This window comes from Aeromonas finlandensis, assembly GCF_000764645.1.
GTDB lineage: Bacteria > Pseudomonadota > Gammaproteobacteria > Enterobacterales > Aeromonadaceae > Aeromonas > Aeromonas finlandensis.
In genome coordinates this window covers 1-21,466 of sequence record NZ_JRGK01000083.1, presented here as the reverse complement: position 1 = coordinate 21,466, position 21,466 = coordinate 1, and the positions used below count along the sequence as shown (strand labels likewise).

Below are 21,466 nucleotides of genomic sequence, written 5' to 3'. Positions count from 1 at the left end.
CGCAACAGCTGGGCCAAACAGCGCGGTGAGTATGATTTTTCCCACGAGGTGATGGAGGCGATGGCGGGCTGTCTGGCCTGCAAGGCGTGCACCAACCAGTGCCCAATCAAGGTGGATGTGCCCGATTTTCGCGCCCGTTTTATGCAGCTTTACCACGGCCGCTACCTGCGCGCGCCCAAGGATTACTTCGTCGGCACGGTGGAGAGCTATACGCCGCTGCTCGCCAAGGCGCCGAAGTTGGTCAACTTCTTCCTCGAAAAAGAGTGGGCCCAGAAGGCGGCTGAAAAGAGTATCGGCATGGTGGATGTGCCGCAGCTCTCGGTGCCGACCCTGGCCGAGAGCCTGCATGACAACAGCGCCCGCTATTTTGATCTGCCGGGACTGGAGCGGATGAGCGCCGAGCAACGCCAGCAGGTGGTGCTCATTGTGCAGGATCCCTTCACCAGCTATTACGATGCCCCCGTGGTGCGGGACTTGGTGAAACTCGCCAGCAAGCTTGGGTTCCAGCCCTACCTGCTGCCCTTCAAACCCAACGGTAAACCCCAGCATATCAAGGGGTTCCTGCGCGCCTTTGCCCGCACCGCCGCCAACAGCGCCCAGTTCCTCAACAAGGTGGCGGCGCTCGGCATCCCCATGGTGGGGGTGGATCCGGCCATGGTGCTCTGCTATCGCGACGAATATGCCAAGGCTCTGGGGTCGGCTCGCGGTGATTTTCAGGTGTTGCTGCCACAGGAGTGGCTGCTCTCGCTGCCGGCAGATCAGCTGCCCACTAGCGCCAGCAAGGCAAAGAGCGGGGAGGGGCGCGATCCCGAGCCTTGGTATCTGTTTGCTCACTGCACCGAGAAGACCGCCAAGCCCTCGACCCACGGCGACTGGAGCACCCTGTTTGGCCGCTTCGGGGCCAGCTTGCAGCCAGTCTCTGTGGGTTGCTGCGGCATGGCGGGCACCTATGGTCACGACGTCAAACAGGTGGAGAACTCCAAGGGGATCTATGGGCTGAGCTGGGCTGAGCCACTCGCGCGCCTGCCCAAGGGACGCTGTCTGGCGACCGGCTATTCGTGCCGCAGTCAGGTCAAGCGGATGGAGGGGGAAAAGCTCAAACATCCATTGCAAGCCCTGCTGGAGCTGCTTTGATGCTGCGTTTTCCCAAGCGGTTTCGGGTGCCGAAGGCCTATCGGCACCCGCGTTTCTTGTTGTTGCCCGCCACTCCCGCTCAGGCGGTGGTGGAGTTTGTCGCCATGTTGCGCGAGCACGAGCAGCTCCATCAGCTGTTTCGCCCGAACGATATCTGGCCCTCTGCCAACTTCAGCCTGAGTCAGCACGAAGGGGATCTGGAGTGGCAGCAGTCGGAGTTTCTGGCCAAGCGCTCCTTTGCCTATGGCCTTTGGAGTCCGGATCGGGAGCCCGAGTTTTGGGGGGGCGTCTACCTCTATCCATCGGTGCTGCCGGAGGTTGAGGTCGAACTCTTTTTCTGGAAGGTGGCCGAGGCGCCTATCACGGATGAGGAGCTGGAGACGCAGCTGCGCGACTGGCTCGCCAATGTGTGGCAGTGGCCAGCACCCCGTCTGCCGGGGCGAGAAGAGCCGTGGGCCGAGTGGCCCGGAGTCACCTATCCCTGGTGACATCCAGCTTAAGGACATACCGAGTAACCAGGTAACCGAACAATTTTTTGCCGACGGTGGGCTTGTCTCCCGCATCGGTACGCATTCATCGTTTACATAAGGAGTCTGCTCGCAATGAGTCATGATATTGCACCCATCTGGCGTAAACCCATGAGTCTGGAGGGGCTCAACGCCACCTCTCGCAACACCCTGATGGCCCATCTCGACATCGTCTACACCGCCTTTGGCCCCGACTGGCTGGAAGCGGCCATGCCGGTGGATCACCGTACTCACCAGCCCCTTGGCATGCTGCATGGCGGCGCCTCGGTGGTGCTGGCGGAGACGCTGGGATCGCTCGCGGCTAACATGGCGGTGGGGCCTGACAGTTACTGTGTGGGGCTGGAGGTGAACGCCAACCATCTGCGGGCCAAGCGGGAAGGTGTAGTGACCGGGCGTTGCGCGCCGTTGCATCTGGGGGCGACGACCCAGGTGTGGCAGATTGAAATTCGGGATGAACGTGCGCGTTTATTGTGTACCAGCCGACTGACCATGGCGGTGCTCAAACACAAGCGGGGCAAGGACTCCAGCGAGGAGTGATCTGCAATAACGCACTATGAGTGCAAAATAAGCAAGCCATAGTCGCAAGATCCCTCTATAATTGCCAACGTCTTGAGAGGCTTATCACATTTTTCAAGACAGCAGAACAAAGTGGCGCTATAATCGCCGCCTTTTTGCTATTCCGCGGTGCTTAGCCGCCTGCCTTAATCTGGAAGAATCTATGTCTGATACCGAACAACTGCCCCTTTTTAGTGAGCTTGGACTGGCCGCGCCTGTATTGAAAGCGCTGCAGGACGTGGGCTATGAGCGCCCGTCACCGATCCAGGCCGCAGCAATTCCCCACCTGATGGCGGGACACGATCTGCTGGGGCAGGCGCAAACCGGTACAGGGAAGACCGCTGCTTTTGCCTTGCCTCTGTTGTCTCGTCTGGAAGCTGGTAACCGCAATACCCAGGTTTTGGTGCTGGCACCGACCCGTGAACTGGCGCTGCAGGTTGCCGAAGCGTGCCAACGCTACGCTCACCACATGCCGGACTTCCACGTACTGCCGATCTACGGTGGCTCCTCTTACGAAACCCAGACCCGCGCCCTGCGTCGTGGTGCCCAGGTTGTCGTTGGTACCCCGGGCCGCGTGATGGATCTGATCCGTCGCAAGAACCTGGACCTCTCCGGCCTGAAAGCTCTGGTTCTGGACGAAGCTGATGAAATGCTGCGTATGGGCTTCATCGACGATGTTGACTGGATCATGGAGCAGTGCCCGAGCAGCCGTCAGGTAGCCCTGTTCTCTGCCACCATGCCGGAGCAGATCCGTCGTGTTGCCCAGAAGCACCTGAAGCAGCCGAAAGAGATCAAAATCGTTTCCAAGACGTCTACCGCACCGACCATCCGTCAGCGCTACTGGCAGGTAACCGGTCTGCACAAGCTGGACGCCATGACCCGTCTGCTGGAAGTTGAACCGTATGAAGCCGTACTGGTCTTCGTGCGTACCAAGAACGCCGCCGAAGAGCTGGCTGGCAAGCTGGCTGCTCGTGGCCATGCCTGTGAAGCGCTGCACGGTGACATCCCGCAGAAGCTGCGTGAGCGCACCGTTGACAAACTGCGTCAAGGCCAGCTGGATATCCTGATCGCCACTGACGTTGTCGCTCGTGGTCTGGACGTTGAGCGTATCACTCACGTTGTGAACTACGACATTCCGTACGACACCGAGTCCTACGTTCACCGTATCGGCCGTACCGGTCGTGCTGGTCGTAAAGGTGAAGCGATTCTGTTCGTTGCTCCCCGTGAGCGCCGTATGCTGCGCGCCATCGAGCACGCAACTCGTCAGGCTATCGAGCCGATGAAGATGCCGAGCACCGAAGACATTAACCAGCATCGTATGACCAAGTTCAAAGAGCGCATCCGGGAAACCATGATGGGCGAAGAGCTTGAGATCTATCACAACCTGGTGAACGAGCTGATCGAAGAAGATTCTGCCGATCCGCTTGAGCTGGCTGCTGCACTGGCCAAGCTGGTACAGGGCGACCAACCGCTGCTGCTGGATGACTCTATCCCGGATCCGCTGTTCAGCAATAACGACCGTGGTGGTCGTGACTTCGAACGTCGTGATGGCGGTCGTGAGTTTGGTGGCCGTGATTTCGGTGACCGTGGTGATCGTCCTGCCCGTCGCATGCCGTCCCTCGAGCCGCGTCCGCTGAAAGACAACCCGGATGTTGAGATGGAGCGCTATCGTGTAGACGTGGGTGCCCATCACGGTGTCAAACCGGGTCAGATCGTTGGCGCTATCGCCAACGAAGCGAACATCGAGAGCCGTTTCATCGGTAACATCGATATCGCTGATGACTTCTCTACCGTCGATCTGCCGAAAGGTATGACTGCCGACGTACTGGAAGTGATCAAGAAAGCCCGTGTTTGCCAGCGTCCGCTGCAAATCACCCGCTACACCGAAGTGCCTGCCGGCAGCAACACTGCCAGCCGCCCGCCTCGTGGTGATCGTCCCTTCAACAAGGAGCGTCCTTTCAACAAGGATCGCCGTCCCCAGGGTGATCGTCCGTTCAACAAGAGTGGTGAGCGCCGTGAAGGTGGCTTCAACAAAGATCGCAAGTTCGGTGGCAAGCGTCGCGAAAGCTGATTGCTGATCCCGTTATGAAGAAGGCCGCTCATCGAGCGGCCTTTTTTTGTGCAAGCAATTTGGTCTGGTTGAAAATTACCCGTGGTCAGTAGTCATCTATCTGTACAACAAGGGAAATAGAGGGTCAAACGAGAAACCAAATTCGCCGATGTGGTTGCGAGAAATGGAGAATTGATGCCATGATTTTGGAGACGAACGGGTACGGCCTGATGCAAAGTGCCGCTTGGTTGGGCATCAATGGCTGCGACGCTAGTCTGAATTATTGCTCTATTGTTTTGTTTGCATGTGATGTAGCGGAGTGAAGTTGATAAAATAATCAATATGACATGGAGGTTCATCATGGTTGGATGGTTTGGCAGTGTGCTGCTCTTGTCTGGATGTCTCGTATCGGGAATAGTGCTGGCGGATGACGCATTCCTGACTATCAAGGGCGATGGTTGCTGCAATGGCAAGGGAGAGGTGGTGCTGACTCGAGCAGAGTTCGAGGCACTGCCACAGAGTGAGGTGACGACCAAAACGCCCTGGACCGAGGGCGCGCATACTTATCGCGGGGTTCTGCTACGAGATCTGGTCAAAACTTATGGCCTCAAGAGTGCAGAGGTCAAAGCGATCGCCATCAATGATTACTGGGCAGCGGTGCCGCTGGAGGATGGAGATAAGTACCCTGTATTGGTGGCGGAGAAGCAGGATGGCAAGGCGTTGACTCTGCGCAACAAGGGGCCGCTTTGGGTCATCTATCCACTCTCTGATTACCCAGAACTTAACAAGGAGGTCTATCACAGCCGCATGGTGTGGCAATTGATAGGTCTCGAGAGCAAATAGCATGCTGCGCGGCAAGTTTCTTAGCCTGCTTCTGTTGGTGACCACCTTTTTGGGGGTCGCCATCTGGTCGGTCTGGAACTATGACCGCGCATTCAATGCGGTGACTCGTTATACCCAGCTCTCTGCCTGGGCGCTGGCGCAGCTGGAGCTGGAGATCCATGGCTTTGATGAGTCATTGTCGTTGTATCGTGCCGGTACGGTCAATCAGGAAGAGATGAACAAGCGCTTTGATATTGCCTGGAACCGACTCGATGTTTTTTTGCACGGAGATGAGGCAAGCCTGGTCAGAAACCGGTTCGGGGCTGATCAGGCTGCAGGCAAGATCATGACCTTGTTCGAGCAGTATGAGCAGGATGTGGTGAGCGGAGAGCGGAATTCGAGAGAGCTGGCTCGTTTTTCTGAAGATTTGAACCGGGATCTGGCTGCCATCCGCGATGTGATGGTGAAAAATTTCACCGGCCCTTCCGCCATTACCCAGCGCGAGCTGCTCAATGACTCCCGCATCCAGAACTTTGTCATTCTCGCCTTCCTCATGCTGGCGACCATGGTGATGTTGTTGATGTTGTTTCGCGAAGTTCGCCACCAGCACTTTTTGGCATGGAATGATGCGCTGACCCGTCTTCCTAACAGGGCTGCATTGATCAAGCACCTCAAGCATCGCTCGGCCAATCGGGGCGGGGGGAGCAGTATTACTGTCTGTCTGATCGACCTTGGCCACTTTAGGGAGGTCAATGACAGCTTGGGTTATGAGGTAGGTGATGCCTTGCTCATGCAGCTTGCCGAACGGATCCGTTGTGTGTCGGCAGAAGGTATTTTTGCTGCTCGAACTGGCAGCGATGAGTTCGCTATTGTCATTTCCGGGGTGATGCCCTCCTATTTGCGTTTCCCCTTTCTCGAGCAGTTGCGCACAGAGTTGGCCGAGTTGGCATTTGCGGCGGATCCGGCGCACCGGGTACGGGTATTTATGGGGATCAGCCAGTATGTTCGTCCGGTCAATTCACCGGAGGAGATGCTGCTGTTTGCCGATATTGCTCTCGACAGTGCCAAGCGCAAGCGGCTTAATCGCTATGTGCTCTTCTCCAGAAGTATGTATCAGTACTATTTACGTAATCGCCGTCTGTCGGCGGAGCTTCGCGAGCTGATTAACTGCACTGATTGCCAGCAGTTGGCCCTTTACTATCAACCAATTGTCCGTGGCCAGGGGAGTGTGCGGCTGGGAGCCGAGGTGTTGATCCGCTGGAATCACCCTGAGTACGGTTTTATTCCGCCACTCGATATCATCTCGCTGGCAGAAGAGAACGGGCTGGGGGAGGCGCTGGGGTTATGGATTTTCCGACGCTTGCAGCATGATTTGGCGATATTCCCGGGCGATCTGATCGAGCCGTTGGAAATCTCGGTTAACCTCTCCAGCTCCATGTTCAATATGGGGTTGGCAGCCCATCTGGAAGAGAATATGAGGGAGGGGCCGCTGAGCCTGCAACAGCTGATCGTCGAGCTGACCGAGACCATCGCACTGGATGATATCGAATTGAGCAAGCAGATTATCCACTCCCTGCGCCAGATCGGGGTGCGGGTGGCCCTCGACGATTTCGGTACCGGCTGGTCATCGTTCTCCTACTTGCGCGAACTTTACTTCGACAAGCTCAAGATCGACCGCTCATTTATCACTGCCATTGACAACGATACCCGCCAAGCCCTGTTTGTAGAGGCGATCACCGCGCTCTCTCATCAGCTCGGGGTACGCGTTGTGGCGGAAGGGGTAGAGAATCATGATGAGCTCAAGGCGGTGTTGAGCATAGGGGTCGACGAGATACAGGGCTACTTCTATTCAAGACCGCTAAGGCTGCAAGACTTTCTGCAGTTCTGCCATCGCTATTTTATCAATCGTACCGTCATGCAGGAGGTTGCGCTGGGTTAGAGCGCGATGCTCTGTCATGCCTGCATTCACATTGTTCAGCTCCGCCAGCAACATAAATGAAGAAGGCGACCATCGGGTCGCCTTCTTGCTGTGCATCGGTATTTGTCAGCAGGTCAATCAGAGCACCATGGCAGCAATCCAGCCGAAGATCACCAGCGGGATGTTGTAGTGAATGAAGGTGGGCACCACGCTATCCCAGATATGGTCGTGCTGACCATCGGCGTTGAGGCCGGATGTCGGGCCCAAGGTCGAGTCGGAGGCTGGGGAACCGGCATCCCCCAGCGCGCCCGCGGTACCGACCAGTGCGATGATCGCCATGGGAGAGAAACCAAGCTGCAGACAGAGCGGCACATAGATGGTGGCGATGATGGGTACAGTGGAGAAGGAAGAACCTATCCCCATAGTGATCAGCAGGCCTACCAGCAGCATCAGGAAGGCAGCGATGCCCTTATGCTGGCCAATAGAGCTGGAGACTACCTGCACCAGACTCTCGACCCCGTGAGTCGCCTTCATCACGGCGGCAAAGCCGGCGGCGGAGATCATGATGAAGCCGATCAGCGACATCATCCGCACCCCCTGGGTGAAGGCATCCTGGCTTTCACGGAACTTGATGACGCCACCGCAGGTGAAGATGACAAAACCAGCCAATGCACCCAGCACGATGCTGTTGGTCATCAGTTGCAACCCAAGCGCGACGCCAATGGCCAGCAAGGCGACCCAGATATGGGTGAGATTGAGTTCAACGGTCTCTGGTTCGGCTTCCAGGATCTTGGCGAGATCGTATTGGCGGGGTTTGCGATAGCTGATGAACACCGCGATCAGCAGACCCAGCACCATGCCACAGACCGGAATGGCCATTGCCAGCGGGATCTGGCCGGAGGTGATGGGCACGCCGTTATCGATCAGGTTTTTGGCCAGAATATTGTTCAGGAAGATGCCACCAAATCCGACTGGCAGCACCATATAGGTGGCGGTCAGGCCAAAGGTGATGACACAGGCCACCTGACGACGGTCGATCTTCATCTGCGCCATGACATGCAGCAGCGGCGGGATCAGGATGGGAATAAAGGCAATATGGACCGGGATAAGGTTTTGAGACGAGATCGCCACGGCCAGTACGGAAGAGAGCAACAGAGCCTTGACCCACAGAATACGACTGCTGCTGGCATCCTTGCCCAACTGGCTGATCACCTTGCGGGCCAGCAGGTCGGTGATCCCGGAGCGGGAGATGGCAACGGCAAACGCGCCCAGCATGGCATAGGAGAGAGCAATTTCTGCGCCACCACCCAGACCACCACTGAAGGTGCTGAGGGTATCCGTCAACGACAATCCCCCGACCAGGCCGCCAGCAATGGCTCCCAACGCCAGTGAGACCACCACATTGATCCGCAGCAGACTGAGCACCAGCATCAGCCCGACTGCGATAACAACTGGATTCATTTGATTTCCTTATAGTTTGTTATTGCTGTCTGTCATGTGAAGGGGAGTTAGTTTGCGAAAAATGTGACAAATGTCGAGAAAAAAATCAGCCAAACCCGCCATATCACAGCAGCAGGTGGCACAAAGTTGATCAAAGGTAGGGTTTGTGACCTGTTTGTCTCAGTGAACCGATCTCATCACTGCCCAGAGATGTTCCTGGTTGATGCGAGCGGGCTCCTTCCCCTCGAAAAGAGAGAAGGCTGCCTGTGGCAGCCTTCATCCGTTTATTCCTGCCCCTCGTCGTCGGCAGGGGTATCCGGCGTGTCGTCATCCGGATGGGCAGGAGGCCAGCCCCCCATGCTCTTCCAGCGGTTGACGATATGACAGAACAGCTCAGTGGTGCGCTCGGTGTCATAGAGGGCAGAGTGGGCCTCTTTATTGTCAAACGGGATACGGGCGCTCTGGCACGCCTTGGCCAGCACGGTCTGACCCAGCGCCAGCCCCGAGAGGGCGGCGGTGTCAAAGGTAGCAAACGGGTGGAACGGATTGCGCTTGAGGCCAGCGCGCTCGGCGGCGGCCATCACAAAGCCGTGATCAAAGGTGGCGTTGTGGGCCACTATGATGGCGCGGCCGCAATCCTGCTCCTTCATCCCTTTGCGGATCCCCTTGAAGATCTCGGTCAGTGCCTCTTTTTCCGAGACTGCGCCACGCAACGGGTTGTAGGGATCGATGCCGGTGAACTCCAGCGCAGCCTTTTCCAGGTTGGCCCCTTCGAAAGGCTCGACATGAAAGTGGAATACCTGATCGGGAACGAGCCAGCCCTGCTCATCCATTTTCAGGGTGTAAGCCGCGATTTCGAGCAGGGCATCGGTCTTGGCGTTGAACCCGGCTGTTTCAACATCGATGACGACGGGGTAAAAACCACGGAAACGGCCCTTGAGGGTATGAACTGCGTCGGTCATGGGATCTCGGTCGGGATAAAATGAGGCGGCATTATGGCAAAAAAGCAGAGGCTTGTCCTCCCATCCCACGCAGGAGGCCGCTGCAACATCCCACAGGATTCAATATCGGTGCAGCCACCAGCGGGCGGCAATCAGCGACGTGATCGTACCCAGCAGGGCGCTGGCCAGCACATCCACTGGCCAGTGCATCCCCATCACCATGCGCGACAGGCCAACCCCCCAGGCACACAGCGGCAGCAGCCAGACGCCTGTGGGAGCTCGGGCCAGCCAGATGAGGCCAAAAAACTGGGCCAGGCTGATGGCGGCAATGCTGTGGCCAGAGGGGAAGGCGTAATTCACCTCCTTTTGCCAGTGGTGGCCGAGCCACTCGGGCAGGGCCAGCAATTGGCTGGCGGCGTGAACCTGCTCGCTGCGCACATCGACGGTGCTGGCATAGAAGCTCTTGATGGCCGGGATCAGCGACTGACTCTCCAGCCAGAGCAGGTAGGGTCTGGGCTCTTCAGTCAGGTGTTTGATAAGGCTTTTCATCACCCAGTCGCTGGCAAGTACCACTCCCAGAGCGCCAGCCAGGGCCAACAAGGCGGGACGATCCAGCGCGAGCTTGTGACGAGTCAGCAACAGCAGCAGTGCGGCGCTGACTCCAATCCCGGGAATATCGACCATGCGGGTGAGGGCGTATGACCACCATAGCCAGCCAGAGTGCAGGGAGCCAGTCAGAAAAGGCTGCCAGGGTAGCGTGGCGAGCAGCAACAGGGGCAGGATCAACAGGGCACTGAATCCGAGTACCTGACTGCGGGTGAGTGAGGAGACGGACGCTGAGGTTGACGCTGAGAGCGACGAGGCGTGTGGCGGCATGGTTGGTATGGGCGATCGCGAAAAAAGAGGGGCATTGTGCCATCGCAGCATGCCCGGACAAAGTCGAGCAGTGCGTTTGTTACCTCTGCTTACATATTTGTGGCGAAATCCTTTGTTTGAACGGGTGGATGGGGCGGCTATCGCGCAATGTGATGTCCTTTCGCGCCTGATTGCATCACAGGCTGAAATCTCGGGCGGCTTTGCGCTAGAATGGCGCCCCCGTGGCGGTTGTGACCAAAGAGAGCCCGATGAAGATAGTCGTTGATGAGAATATGCCCCATGCCGTGGAGCTGTTTGCCGAATTTGGCGAGGTGGTCGCCTTGCCCGGACGGCAGATGCAGGCACGCGATCTGCTGGATGCCGATGTGCTGCTGGTGCGTTCGGTCACCCGCGTCAACGGCGATTTGCTGGCGACCAGCCCTAAACTCGGGTTTGTCGGCACCGCCACCATCGGCACCGACCATGTAGATAAGGCCCTGCTGGCGAGCCGCAATATTCCCTTCTTCAGCGCCCCCGGTTGCAACAAGTATTCAGTGGGGGATTATGTGCTCTCTGCTTTGCTGGTGCTGGCGGAGCGCTATGAACTCGACCTCTCGGCCATGACACTGGCGGTGATTGGGGCGGGCAATACCGGTGAGTGCGTGGCTGGTAAGGCCCAAGCGCTCGGCATGCGGGTGTTGCGCTGCGATCCGCCCAGGGCGCGGGATAATCCTGATGCGTGCTTTGTCGATTACCAGACCGCCCTTGGCGCCGATATCGTCAGCTTCCACGTGCCCATTACCCGTGAAGGGGTGGATGCCACCTACCATCTGCTGGATGCCGAACAGATTGCAGCCCGTCCTGCCGGGCAGATCCTGATCAACGCCTCACGCGGCGAAGTGTGGGATAACCGGGCCCTGCTGGCGCGCCAGTTGAGCGATGAGCCGTTGCGACTGGTGATGGATGTGTGGGAGAACGAGCCCGAGCCGCTGGCAGAGCTGGTGCCCCATGCCGAGATTGCCACCCCCCATATCGCCGGTTATAGCCTGGAGGGGAAGGCGCGCGGCACCTGGATGCTCTATCAGGCGCTCTGCCAGCAACTGGGGCGCCAGCCTCGTCAGGATTTGAGTCAGCTCTTGCCTGCCCCCGATGTGCAGGCGGTGGTGCCGGGCCGCGCGCCGGATCAGGCGCTGATCAAGCAACTGGTGCATCTGGTCTATGACGTACGTCGCGATGATGCCCGTTTTCGGGCCCGACTCGGCCTGCCCGGCAGCTTTGATGAGCAGCGCAAACATTATCCCGAGCGCCGTGAACTATCCTCCCTGCAGATTGAGGGAGCCTTTGCCAGCCAGGGGCTGGGCGCGTTGGGATTTGCGCTGTCACGCCCCTGGATCGGGGACAAATAGTTGGAAGATAACCGGAAGGCCTGAGCCACTCAGGCCACACAGACCCCATTTTTACTGATCCGGCGCGGGCTCTACCGCGCCGGATCAGCCATATCAGGCAGCGTCATCTCGCAGCGCGGGAGCCTGCCGACCATGGCGCCAGCCGGTGCCATTGCAGCATTATCAGAGGAGAACAGAATGAGCCAGCAGTTTAACGTAGCGGTATTGGGTGCCAGCGGCGCCGTGGGTCAGGCGATGATCGAGATCCTGGAAGAGCGCGAATTCCCGGTGGCGACCCTCTATCCGCTGGCTTCCAGCCGCAGCGCCGGGGATACCGTCCGCTTTGGCGGCAAGAACCTCGAGATCCTCGATGTCGAGGAGTTTGACTGGAGCCAGGTGCAGATCGCACTGTTCTCCGCCGGTGCCGAGGTCTCTGCCAAGTGGGCGCCGATTGCTGCCGAACATGGTTGCATCGTCATTGACAACACCTCCTGCTTCCGTTACGACGAAGATATCCCGCTGGTGATCCCGGAAGTGAACCCGGATGCGCTGGCCGATTTTCGCAACCGCAACATCATCGCCAACCCCAACTGCTCCACCATCCAGATGCTGGTGGCCCTGAAGCCGCTGCACGACGAAGTGGGGATCGCCCGCATCAACGTGGCTACCTATCAATCCGTGTCCGGCTCCGGCAAAGAGGGGGTCAGCGAGCTGGCGGGGCAGACCGCTCATCTGCTCAACGGCCGTCCGGTGGAACCCACTATCTATCCGCAACAGATCGCCTTTAACCTGATCCCGCAGATCGACAGCTTCACCGACAACGGTTACACCCGTGAAGAGATGAAGATGGTGTGGGAAACCCAGAAGATCCTCGGGGATGCCACCATTGCCGTGAACCCCACCTGCGTGCGGGTGCCGGTCTTCTACGGCCACGCCGAGGCGGTACACGTCGAACTGCACCAGCCGCTCGATGCTGAACAGGTCAAGGATCTGCTGCGCAATGCGCCAGGTGTGACCCTGTTTGATGACGAAGAGGACTATCCGACTCCGGTTCGCGATGCAACCGGTAAGGATGAGGTGCTGGTCGGCCGGGTGCGTCAGGATATTTCTCACCCGAGCGGTATCAATATGTGGATCGTGGCCGATAACGTTCGTAAGGGCGCGGCAACCAACAGTGTACAGATTGCCGAGCTGCTGGTTCGCGACTATCTGTAAGACGGGTCAAATGCCACAGATGCGCAGCAGGGAGTGCTGCGCATCCGGCCTGTGATCAAACCGGGGTGTGACCCATGCCGCACTCCGCCACTTCAAGATTCTGTTGCGATATCAACTGATTAAGTTTTTTCCTACACTCAGAGTCAAGTTGGGTGCTAAATGTGTCGGACTGCTGGCTTGCAACGCGAGCCTGATTTATATTGAACCGACTGTTTTGGGGTAACTATCCAGATTTTTCAATGTGATAGGGCCGTCATACGAAGGAACGAATATGGGACATTCCCGCATAACATTGGCAACGCTACTCGCATTGGGTCTGCTGGGCACCGTCCAGGCTGAAGACTCGGCGCGGGAGCCCTTTTTTGTCGAGCTAAAAGGACCTGACGAACCCGCACCTCCCGCCGTCAATTCTCAGCCGTTGGCACAGCCGGTCGCCAGACCCGTTGCGCAACCGGTGCGTGCAACCGCCCAGCCGGTAGTGCGTCAGGTCACTGCCAATGCCGGTAGCTATGGCCCTGTTCGTCCAACCGATACCCTCTGGAGTCTGGCGAGCAAATATCGCCCCTCCAGCCGGGTTAGCGTCTACCAGACCATGGTGGCGATCTACGAGAAAAACCCCCGCAGTTTTGCCGATGGCAATATCAACCACATTCTGGTGGGGTCCCGTATTCTGCTGCCGAGCGAGAGCGAGGCGAGCGTCATCACCGATGCTCAGGCGCGTGCCAAGTTCCGTAGCGATAACGCCAGCTGGAAGGGGCTGAGCCCCAAATATCTGGCCAACAAGCAGGCCCACACCGCCAAACCGGTGGTGGCCAAGCCCGCGAAGCCTGAGGCTGCCAAGCCCGAGCCGGCGAAGGCTGCGCCTGCGCCACTGCCCGTGGCGAAAGCTGCACCCATTCCCGCCCCGGTTGTGGCACCGCAACCCGTGGCAGAAACCAAAGAAGTGGCCAAGGTGAGCGAGCCTGCGCCAAAAGAGGCACCGGCTCCTGCTCCGAGTGCGGCACAGAGCACCACGCCTGCCCCTTTGCCGTCCGATCTGGACAAGCCGGTAGGCAAACCTGCGACCGAAATGACGCTGGCGCTGGAAGATGCCAACGCCCAGCTGGCTCAGGTCACCGAGATGAACCACCGACTCAAGCTGCGGCTGCAATCGCTGACCGAAGAGGTGGAGACTCTCAAGGCCCAGCTGCAGGATCAGACGGCGCTGCAAAAAGAGATTGCCGAGCTGAAAGCCAAGCCGGTACCGCCGGTGGTGGCTGCGCCCGAGCCCAAGCAAAATTGGCTGATGGATCTGCTCGCCTCACCGCTCAACCTTGCCATGATCATCCTGCTGCCGGTGCTGCTGGTATTGGCATTGGTGACCTTGTGGCTGCGGGCCCGTGCTCGGCGCGAGCTGGAGGAGCAGGAGAAGAGCCTCTCCGAATCCACCGCCATGATGATGGATCAGGAGCAGAGCGAGTTTGATGATCTGCTGAGCGTCGATGTGACCGACAACGAGCCGGTGCGCCCGGTGCCGGATCTCAACACCCCGGATGGCTTTATGCCGATGGAGCCTGACGAGCCGGCCGCCAAGCCGGATGTCGATCTGGTGTTCAGCGACGAGGGCGAGATGGAGCTGCAAGGCTTTGAACCGGAGCGGATGCCAGCTGCGCCGGTCAGCCGCGATCCGGATCTGGTGCCAGATCTTGATCTGGCCCATGACGAACCGATCGTGTTGGCAAAGGAACCTGCCATAGACTTGGCTAGCGAGTTCAATGCCAAGCCCAAGGCGGGTGCATCATGAGTGAGGAAGAGCTGCAAGCCGCGCTGTTTGCCGAGCTTGATGCCGATCTTTCTGCGGATCTCGACCCTGATTTGAGCGCCATTGACGAGGTGAAGGTGGCCGATGAGGATCTGGCCAGTTTCGATCTGAGCGATTTCGAAAATGCCCTCGATGAGCCTGACGCTGGCAAAATTGATAACGCCATTGATCTCAGTGCTGCAGACGAAAGTGCGGATGCGATGCTGGCTGAGCTGGGTCTTGAGCCCGTCAAGGCCAAAGCCAAGGAGGCCGAGCTGGATCTGGAGTGGGATCCCAACGAGCTGGCGCTCTCCGATTTCGAAGATGCGTTCGCCGAGGTGGATTCTCATCCGGCTGATGTTCAGCCCCGTGAGCAGGCGCAGGAGAGTGGTTACGTCGAGATCGACAAGCTGCTGGCTGACGCGGATGCCGCCGCACCGGAGCAGGAGCCCTATCCGGGTTTCTCGCTGGATGTGGGTCTGGATGGTTTCCCCGAGGTGTTGCCGGAATCCACCGGGTTTGACGTGGATGCCGATGACGGCGGTGTGGGGGCCAAGCTGGATCTGGCCCGTGCCTACCTCGAGATTGACGACAAGGATAGTGCCCGCGAGCTGCTGCAAGAGGCGGCAGAGCAGGGAACCGATCACCAGCGCGCCGAAGCCGAGAAGTTGCTCAAGCGGTTGGGATAAATCATTTCCCACAGGGATCAGCAACACGAGGGCAGCCAGCGGGCTGCCCTCTTCTTTTTTTGGCGATTTGCAATGGGGCCGCCCAGGCTGGCCATCCAGGCCAATTGCGCGGGTGGTGGGACTTTTCAGGCTGAGCGCGTATAATCCGCCCCGTTTCTTTCACTGCGTTTTCACAACAAGACAAGTTTATCCATGCGAATTGCCCTAGGTATTGAATATGACGGCAGCCGGTATTTCGGCTGGCAGCGTCAGCGTGAAGTGATCAGCGTGCAGGCTGAACTGGAGAAGGCTCTGAGCCGGATTGCCAACCACCCTGTCTCCATCCAGTGTGCCGGGCGCACCGATGCCGGTGTCCATGCGACAGGCCAGGTGATCCACTTCGATACCGAGGCGAACCGCGGCGAAGGGGCCTGGACCCTGGGGCTCAACTCCAACCTGCCGCCCGATATCGCCGTGCGCTGGGTTAAAGAGGTGGACGAGAGCTTCCACGCCCGCTTCAGCGCCACCGCTCGTCGCTACCGTTATGTCATCTACAACCACAACTACCGTCCGGCGATCCTCGGCAGTGGCGTCAGCCACTACCACGAGACCATCGATGCCGAGCTGATGCACCAGGCGGGCCAGAGCCTGCTGGGTGAGCATGACTTCAGCACTTTCCGCGCGGTCGCCTGCCAATCCAACACCCCGTGGCGCAATGTGACCCATCTGTGTGTCAGCCGTCAGGGGCCCTATATCGTGCTGGATATTCGCGCCAATGCCTTCTTGCACCATATGGTGCGCAACATCACCGGCTCCCTGCTGCTGGTGGGTCAGGGACTCAAACCGGTGGAGTGGATTGCCGAGGTGCTGGCTGCCCGGGATCGCAATCTGGCCGGGCCGACTGCCAAGGCCGGTGGCCTCTATCTGGTCGACGTGGATTACCCGGCCGAGTTTGCTCTGCCCCAGTTGCCGCTCGGCCCGTTGTGGCTGCCGGACTCGGCACCGGGTACGACCAGTTTTTAGTAACTGCGCCCGAAAAATTGTGGTTTAATGACCCGTCATTTGTTGCCATCGAGCTAGTAAGTCATTGAACAATCTAGGCTCGATGCGTTTTGTCAGGCACAAAAGCATTAAGGAATTCCATGAGCTGGCTTGAGAAGATTCTTCCCAAGAGCAAGATCACTGCGCCCCGTCGTCACAACATTCCGGAAGGGGTGTGGACCAAGTGCAGTGCTTGTGAACAGGTGCTCTACCGGGCAGAGTTGGAGCGCAACCTCGAAGTGTGCCCCAAGTGTGATCATCATATGCGCATCAGCGCCCGCGCCCGTCTCGAGAGTTTCCTCGACGAGCAGGGTCGTACCGAGATCGGTGCCGAGCTGGAGCCGCAGGATGTACTGAAATTCAAGGATTCCAAGCGCTACAAGGATCGTTTGTCTGCCGCCCAGAAAGAGACGGGAGAAAAAGATGCGCTGGTGGTGATGAAAGGGACCCTGAAAGGGGTACCGGTTGTTGCCTGTTCATTCGAGTTCTCCTTTATCGGTGGCTCCATGTCCTCCGTGGTCGGTGCCCGCTTCGTGCGCGCTGTCGAGGAGTGCATCAAGGAAGGCCGTGGTCTGGTCTGCTTCTCCGCTTCTGGCGGTGCTCGCATGCAGGAAGCGCTGTTCTCCCTGATGCAGATGGCCAAGACCAGTGCGGCGCTGGACAGACTCACCAAGGCGGGCCTGCCCTATATCTCCGTGCTGACCGATCCCACCATGGGTGGCGTCTCCGCCAGTCTGGCGATGCTGGGCGACATCAACGTGGGCGAGCCCAAGGCGCTGATCGGTTTTGCCGGCCCGCGCGTCATCGAGCAGACCGTACGCGAGAAACTGCCGGAAGGCTTCCAGCGCTCCGAGTTCCTGCTGGAGAAGGGAGCCATCGATCTCATTATCGATCGCCGCGAAATGCGTAACCGTCTGGCCAGCCTGCTCGCCAAAATGCTGAATACTCACGTCATCGAAGAGTGAAGATGAGTTCAAACATGCAACAATCCCAAAGCCGGTCGCTTGTCGACTGGCTTTCTTATTTGGAGCAGATCCACCCGGTCAATATCGACATGGGGCTGGATCGGGTCGGTGCCGTTGCCCGGCGCATGGGTCTCACCCAACTGCCGTTCAAGGTGATCACGGTGGCGGGCACCAACGGCAAGGGCTCCAGCTGTGCCATGGCGGCCAGCATTCTGATGGCCGCAGGCTACAAGGTCGGCGTCTACTCCTCTCCCCATCTGCTGCGCTTTACCGAACGGGTGCGGGTCAACGGACAAGAGCTGTCCGACAGCGATCACTGCGCCGCCTTTGCCGAGGTGGAAACGGCCCGCGGCGAGATTGCGCTCACCTTTTTCGAGTTCGCCACCCTGGCGGGGTTGTGGCTCTTCTGCCGCGCCGCGCCGGATGTGCTGCTGCTGGAAGTGGGGCTGGGCGGTCGGCTCGACGCTACCAATGTGGTGGAGTCCGATGTGGCGATGATCACCTCCATTGCCCTCGATCACTGCGACTGGCTGGGGGATACCCGCGAAGCAGTGGCGGTGGAAAAAGCAGGCGTCTATCGCGCTGGCAAACCGGCCATCAGTGGTGAGCCCAATCCGCCAGCGACCATCGCGAGCGAAGCGGCGCGTCTTGGCGCCAACCTGCGTCAGGTCGGTATCGATTTTCGTGGCGATGAGCACGAGAGCAGCTGGGATTACCACGGTCTTCACCAGTGGCGGGATCTGCCAAAACCGGCGCTGCCGTTGATGAACGCGGTGACCGTGCTGGCGGCGCTGGAATCCCTCGGCTTGCCGCTGCCGGAGTCTGCCATCCGTGACGGGCTGGCCAATGCCCGGCTGGCTGGCCGGATGCAGCAGCTGCAAAGTGCGCCGCTGGTTATCGTCGATGTGGCCCACAATCCCCATTCGGCGGCTTATTTGGCAGCCCAGCTGCGTAAAATGCCCTGCACGGGTGTGCGCCGCGCCGTGGTCGGCATGCTCAAAGACAAGGACATGGCGGGATCCCTTGCCGAACTCGATGGCCTGATTGGCGAGTGGTATCTGGCCAGTCTGACTGGTCCGCGCGCCGCCACCGCTACGCAACTGGCTGTTGCGCTGGGGGAGGGCAAGGGGCCAGCCAGGGAGTTTGATGATGTCAGCACCGCTTATCAGGCAGTGTTGGCCGCATCGAGTCCGGACGATATGGTCATTGTGTTTGGTTCGTTTTACACTGTCGCCGACATTCTGGCGGGTGCCGCCATCTAGGCCACACCCCGGCCCTCGGGCGGGGAGCCAAATCGCATATTGAGTTACGTAAAGGTAGGATTCAACTTGGCCTCGAAGTTTCAAAATCGTCTGGTGGGCACCGTCATCCTGGTGGCCCTGGTTGTTATTTTCCTGCCGGACTTGCTGGATGGTCACAAGCTGGCGCAAAAGGAGGAGGCCTTTGCCAAGATCCCGCTGCGCCCTGAGCTGGAGCCTGCCAAGCCTGCGCTGCAGGTCTCGGCCGCCAGCACCTTGCCTGCCGATCATCTGGCCAGTCAGCAACAGGCCTCTGCGGCCCAGCAGTGGCAAGTGGAAGAGGTGGCTGATCCCATGACGCTTGGCAATCAGGGCAGCGCTGCTCAGCCAGCTGGAACACCGGTTACCCAGCAACCTGTCCAGCAAGCCGCACCTGCCAAGCCACAGCCCAAACCGGAAGTGGTGGCCAAAAAACCGGTCGAGCCGCCCAAGCCAGCACCTAATCCAGCACCCAAGCCGACGCCAGCCAAACCGGTCGAGGTCGCCAAGGCGCCTGCTCCGGTCAAGCAGCAGGCGGGTCAGATCAAGTCCCTTGACGATCTGATTGAAAGCAAGATGAGCCAGCCGACCACACCCGCCCCTGCCGCCGCGCCGGCTCAGGGTAGCTGGATCCTCCAGCTTGGCGCCTTCAAGAACGTCGACAGCGTCAACGCGCTGGTGAGCAAGCTGCGGGCGGCGGGCTACTCTGCCCACACCTCGCCGCGCACACCGGTGCAGGGTCAGCTCAACCGGGTCTTTATCGGGCCGGATGTCTCCAAGGCCAAGCTGCAGGGGATGCAGGGGCGGATCTCCCAGATGACCGGCCTCAGTGGCTCTGTGGTCTCTTACAATCCGTAATGGCGTTGCCGCTCTGACACCAACACCGCGCCCCGTGCGCGGTGTTCTTTTATCTGGCAGCCGTCGTTTTTAAGTGCGGCGTCGTAGCGCTCACCACCCGGTTGGGATTCTCGGACAGTTGGGGTAGTCTGAGCCTTCTGCTACTCACAGGAGTTCAAGATGATCCTCTCGACAACCCCCACGCTGGAAGGCAAGACCATTCGTGAATATCGCGGCATCGTGGTTGGTGAAGCCATCCTCGGCGCCAACATTTTCAAGGATCTCTTTGCCGGGATCCGCGACATCATCGGCGGCCGCTCCGGCGCCTATGAAAAAGAGCTGGCCCGTGCCCGCGAAATCGCCTTCGATGAACTGAAAGAGCGTGCCGCCGCCCTTGGCGCCAATGCGGTGGTCGGCATCGATATCGACTACGAGGTGGTGGGGCAAAACGGCAGCATGCTGATGGTCAGCATCAGCGGTACCGCCGTGGTGGTCTGACCGCGCGTCACCATCGGTGTGGGCATCTAGCCGATAACCGGGTTATCGGCTTTTTTATGGGCAATTTGCCGGAGCCAGGGGCTTTAGCCTCGGGAGTGGCAAAATAAATGCGCTATCAAATCATTGATTTTAAACATTTATAATTTTTCACAGTAATGACTGTCGGTTTTATTTTTTTTAACTGGGTAGCTCCGGGGGGCTGAGCTAGAGTGCGCCCCATCTGGAACGACACTGTTCACGGATGAGACTCTCTTTTCTTGAAGGCGCATTACTATGACGAAACACTCTGCTTTGCTGACGCTTGTCACTTTGGCCATCACCGTCTATGCCGGTAGCGCTGCGGCGGCGCTACCCAACTTTACCGCCAGCTGCCCCATGAATATTCAGGTCAAGGCGCAAGGGGGCAATGTCTTTATCAATGGCAAGAAAGCGACCCTGAAAACCGATGCACCGACCGCCTTTACCGCCCAGAGCGGCAAGATCATGATCGGCATTACAGCCGACTCCGCCACCAGCGAACCCAGCGTTGACTACGCCATCAAACACGACAAACGCGCCAACGGCATCTGCACCGTGCAATCCTGGTCGGCAGGCAAGGCGGCTGCGCTGCCGATGGCCAAGGGGAACTCTCCCTATCAGGGCAAGTGGATCGCCAAAAACAGCGGGACTGGCCAGACAGTGGCCGTTATCCGCATTGATGGCAAGGAGCAGGTGTGGGTCAACGACGTCAAGGTCAAGGCCAAGCGTGCCGATGGGGCGCTGCAGATCCGGCAGGGGATGATCCTCTATACCCTGCAGGGCGACCCGCGGGTGCGCGGCGAAAGTGAGTGGCAGGACAGTGACGCAGGCTCGACCGGCCCTATCACCTTCGAATAAATCCGTTTCCCATTTTCGGTAAAAGCGACGCAGGCCATGGCCTGTGTCGCTTTTTTACTGGTCTACTGAAGGGGTGTGCTATGAGCGATTACACCCCGGCCAGGGTATTGGCCTCCCCATACCAGTCAAGCTTGTCGGCCAGGGTGACCACCGAGCCGATGATGATAAGACTCGGGCTATCGACCTGGGTTGCCAGCTGTGCCAGCTGCTGCAGCTCGCCGCGCACTACCCGCTGTTGCAGCCGGGTGCCCTGTTCCACCAGCGCCACCGGGGTGTGGCCGGGCATGCCGTGGGTTTGCAGCGCATCCTGAATGCGACCGGCATGGGCCAGTCCCATGTAGAAGACCAGGGTCTGGCGGGGGGCTGCCAGCGCCGACCACTCCTGGGCGATATTGCCCTCCTTGTCGTGGCCGGTGATGAACTGCACCCGCTGGGCGTGATCGCGGTGGGTGAGGGGAATGCCGCTGTAGGCGGCGCAGCCTGATGCTGCCGTAATGCCCGGTACCACCGAGAAGGGGATACCCGCCTCGGCCAGGGTCTCCAGCTCCTCACCGCCCCGGCCAAAGATAAAGGGATCGCCCCCCTTGAGCCGCACCACCTGTTTGCCCAGCTGCGCTTGTTCCAGCAACAGCTGGTTGATCGCCTGCTGGGGCACGCAGTGGCGGCCCGCCTCCTTGCCGAC

At 59.1% G+C, this 21,466-nt stretch carries 18 protein-coding genes and 1 pseudogene; 15 read left to right on the top strand and 4 right to left on the bottom strand.

Annotation, left to right across the window (positions count from 1 at the left end):
* From LD28_RS0109575 to LD28_RS0109550, 6 genes are all read left to right on the top strand, one after another.
* Positions 1-1,134 (top strand): (Fe-S)-binding protein (locus LD28_RS0109575; protein ID WP_033136748.1); only part of this gene is annotated, 1,134 nt, incomplete at its 5' end.
* Positions 1,134-1,622, top strand: a complete 489-nt coding sequence (locus tag LD28_RS0109570) for a hypothetical protein (protein ID WP_033136747.1) — start codon at positions 1,134-1,136, stop codon at positions 1,620-1,622. The genes LD28_RS0109575 and LD28_RS0109570, both read left to right, overlap by 1 nt.
* 114 nt (positions 1,623-1,736) lie before the next feature.
* A complete protein-coding gene (locus tag LD28_RS0109565; protein WP_033136746.1) occupies positions 1,737-2,198 on the top strand; it encodes a hotdog fold thioesterase in 462 nt (153 codons plus the stop codon).
* A 181-nt stretch (positions 2,199-2,379) separates the two neighbouring features.
* Complete coding sequence (locus LD28_RS0109560) at positions 2,380-4,287, top strand: DEAD/DEAH box helicase (RefSeq protein WP_033136745.1); 1,908 nt, start codon at positions 2,380-2,382, stop codon at positions 4,285-4,287.
* 339 nt (positions 4,288-4,626) lie between these two features.
* Positions 4,627-5,109 (top strand): putative pterin-binding protein, encoded by a 483-nt coding sequence (locus LD28_RS0109555; protein WP_033136744.1) that lies wholly within the window; start codon positions 4,627-4,629, stop codon positions 5,107-5,109.
* 1 nt (position 5,110) lies between these two features.
* The gene (locus LD28_RS0109550) at positions 5,111-7,027 is read left to right on the top strand and encodes a putative bifunctional diguanylate cyclase/phosphodiesterase (RefSeq protein WP_033136743.1); all 1,917 of its coding nucleotides are present in this window, start codon (positions 5,111-5,113) and stop codon (positions 7,025-7,027) included.
* Positions 7,028-7,144: 117 nt separating this feature from the next.
* Here LD28_RS0109550 and LD28_RS0109545 read toward each other — a convergent pair whose 3' ends face one another.
* The 3 genes from LD28_RS0109545 to LD28_RS0109535 form a co-directional block, all read right to left on the bottom strand.
* A complete protein-coding gene (locus tag LD28_RS0109545; protein ID WP_033136742.1) occupies positions 7,145-8,467 on the bottom strand; it encodes a Na+/H+ antiporter family protein in 1,323 nt (440 codons plus the stop codon).
* 263 nt (positions 8,468-8,730) lie between these two features.
* On the bottom strand, positions 8,731-9,408 hold the full coding sequence (gene rnt, locus LD28_RS0109540) for a ribonuclease T (RefSeq protein WP_033136741.1): 678 nt from the start codon (positions 9,406-9,408) through the stop codon (positions 8,731-8,733).
* 99 nt (positions 9,409-9,507) lie between these two features.
* On the bottom strand, positions 9,508-10,263 hold the full coding sequence (locus LD28_RS0109535) for a phosphatase PAP2 family protein (RefSeq protein WP_033136740.1): 756 nt from the start codon (positions 10,261-10,263) through the stop codon (positions 9,508-9,510).
* Between the two features lie 248 nt (positions 10,264-10,511).
* Between LD28_RS0109535 and LD28_RS0109530 the strand changes: the two genes are divergently transcribed.
* The 9 genes and pseudogenes from LD28_RS0109530 to LD28_RS0109490 all read left to right on the top strand — a co-directional run bounded on the left by LD28_RS0109530 (position 10,512) and on the right by LD28_RS0109490 (position 20,784).
* Positions 10,512-11,648 carry a 4-phosphoerythronate dehydrogenase gene (locus LD28_RS0109530; protein WP_033136739.1) on the top strand — a complete coding sequence of 379 codons (1,137 nt, stop codon included), beginning with the start codon at positions 10,512-10,514 and terminating at the stop codon, positions 11,646-11,648.
* A gap of 177 nt (positions 11,649-11,825) precedes the next feature.
* Positions 11,826-12,842 (top strand): aspartate-semialdehyde dehydrogenase, encoded by a 1,017-nt coding sequence (locus tag LD28_RS0109525; protein WP_033136738.1) that lies wholly within the window; start codon positions 11,826-11,828, stop codon positions 12,840-12,842.
* A gap of 271 nt (positions 12,843-13,113) precedes the next feature.
* Positions 13,114-15,311, top strand: a pseudogene (locus tag LD28_RS0109520) (FimV/HubP family polar landmark protein).
* 192 nt (positions 15,312-15,503) lie between these two features.
* On the top strand, positions 15,504-16,313 hold the full coding sequence (gene truA, locus LD28_RS0109515) for a tRNA pseudouridine(38-40) synthase TruA (protein ID WP_033136737.1): 810 nt from the start codon (positions 15,504-15,506) through the stop codon (positions 16,311-16,313).
* A gap of 119 nt (positions 16,314-16,432) precedes the next feature.
* On the top strand, positions 16,433-17,296 hold the full coding sequence (gene accD / locus LD28_RS0109510; RefSeq protein WP_033136736.1) for an acetyl-CoA carboxylase, carboxyltransferase subunit beta: 864 nt from the start codon (positions 16,433-16,435) through the stop codon (positions 17,294-17,296).
* A 2-nt stretch (positions 17,297-17,298) separates the two neighbouring features.
* Positions 17,299-18,558, top strand: coding sequence for a bifunctional tetrahydrofolate synthase/dihydrofolate synthase (gene folC, locus LD28_RS0109505; protein ID WP_033136735.1), 1,260 nt, complete (start codon positions 17,299-17,301; stop codon positions 18,556-18,558).
* Between the two features lie 66 nt (positions 18,559-18,624).
* Positions 18,625-19,431: a cell division protein DedD gene (dedD, locus tag LD28_RS0109500; RefSeq protein ID WP_033136734.1), complete on the top strand. Its 807-nt coding sequence runs from the start codon at positions 18,625-18,627 to the stop codon at positions 19,429-19,431.
* Between the two features lie 159 nt (positions 19,432-19,590).
* Positions 19,591-19,908 carry a heavy metal-binding domain-containing protein gene (locus tag LD28_RS0109495; RefSeq protein ID WP_005333757.1) on the top strand — a complete coding sequence of 106 codons (318 nt, stop codon included), beginning with the start codon at positions 19,591-19,593 and terminating at the stop codon, positions 19,906-19,908.
* A gap of 273 nt (positions 19,909-20,181) precedes the next feature.
* Positions 20,182-20,784 (top strand): hypothetical protein, encoded by a 603-nt coding sequence (locus LD28_RS0109490; RefSeq protein ID WP_033136733.1) that lies wholly within the window; start codon positions 20,182-20,184, stop codon positions 20,782-20,784.
* Between the two features lie 88 nt (positions 20,785-20,872).
* Here the strand turns inward: LD28_RS0109490 and cobA are convergent.
* The coding region (gene cobA / locus LD28_RS0109485) for a uroporphyrinogen-III C-methyltransferase (protein WP_033136732.1) at positions 20,873-21,466 on the bottom strand (594 nt) is incomplete at its 5' end.

Coding starts and splice junctions, on each gene's coding strand:
- truA (WP_033136737.1), top strand. CDS start 15,504: ATGCGAATTGCCCTAGGTATTGAATATGACGGCAGCCGGTATTTCGGC.
- LD28_RS0109550 (WP_033136743.1), top strand. CDS start 5,111: ATGCTGCGCGGCAAGTTTCTTAGCCTGCTTCTGTTGGTGACCACCTTT.
- LD28_RS0109565 (WP_033136746.1), top strand. CDS start 1,737: ATGAGTCATGATATTGCACCCATCTGGCGTAAACCCATGAGTCTGGAG.
- LD28_RS0109525 (WP_033136738.1), top strand. CDS start 11,826: ATGAGCCAGCAGTTTAACGTAGCGGTATTGGGTGCCAGCGGCGCCGTG.
- LD28_RS0109535 (WP_033136740.1), bottom strand. CDS start 10,263: ATGCCGCCACACGCCTCGTCGCTCTCAGCGTCAACCTCAGCGTCCGTC.
- LD28_RS0109560 (WP_033136745.1), top strand. CDS start 2,380: ATGTCTGATACCGAACAACTGCCCCTTTTTAGTGAGCTTGGACTGGCC.
- accD (WP_033136736.1), top strand. CDS start 16,433: ATGAGCTGGCTTGAGAAGATTCTTCCCAAGAGCAAGATCACTGCGCCC.
- LD28_RS0109545 (WP_033136742.1), bottom strand. CDS start 8,467: ATGAATCCAGTTGTTATCGCAGTCGGGCTGATGCTGGTGCTCAGTCTG.
- LD28_RS0109490 (WP_033136733.1), top strand. CDS start 20,182: ATGACGAAACACTCTGCTTTGCTGACGCTTGTCACTTTGGCCATCACC.
- folC (WP_033136735.1), top strand. CDS start 17,299: ATGAGTTCAAACATGCAACAATCCCAAAGCCGGTCGCTTGTCGACTGG.
- LD28_RS0109530 (WP_033136739.1), top strand. CDS start 10,512: ATGAAGATAGTCGTTGATGAGAATATGCCCCATGCCGTGGAGCTGTTT.
- rnt (WP_033136741.1), bottom strand. CDS start 9,408: ATGACCGACGCAGTTCATACCCTCAAGGGCCGTTTCCGTGGTTTTTAC.
- LD28_RS0109570 (WP_033136747.1), top strand. CDS start 1,134: ATGCTGCGTTTTCCCAAGCGGTTTCGGGTGCCGAAGGCCTATCGGCAC.
- LD28_RS0109555 (WP_033136744.1), top strand. CDS start 4,627: ATGGTTGGATGGTTTGGCAGTGTGCTGCTCTTGTCTGGATGTCTCGTA.
- LD28_RS0109495 (WP_005333757.1), top strand. CDS start 19,591: ATGATCCTCTCGACAACCCCCACGCTGGAAGGCAAGACCATTCGTGAA.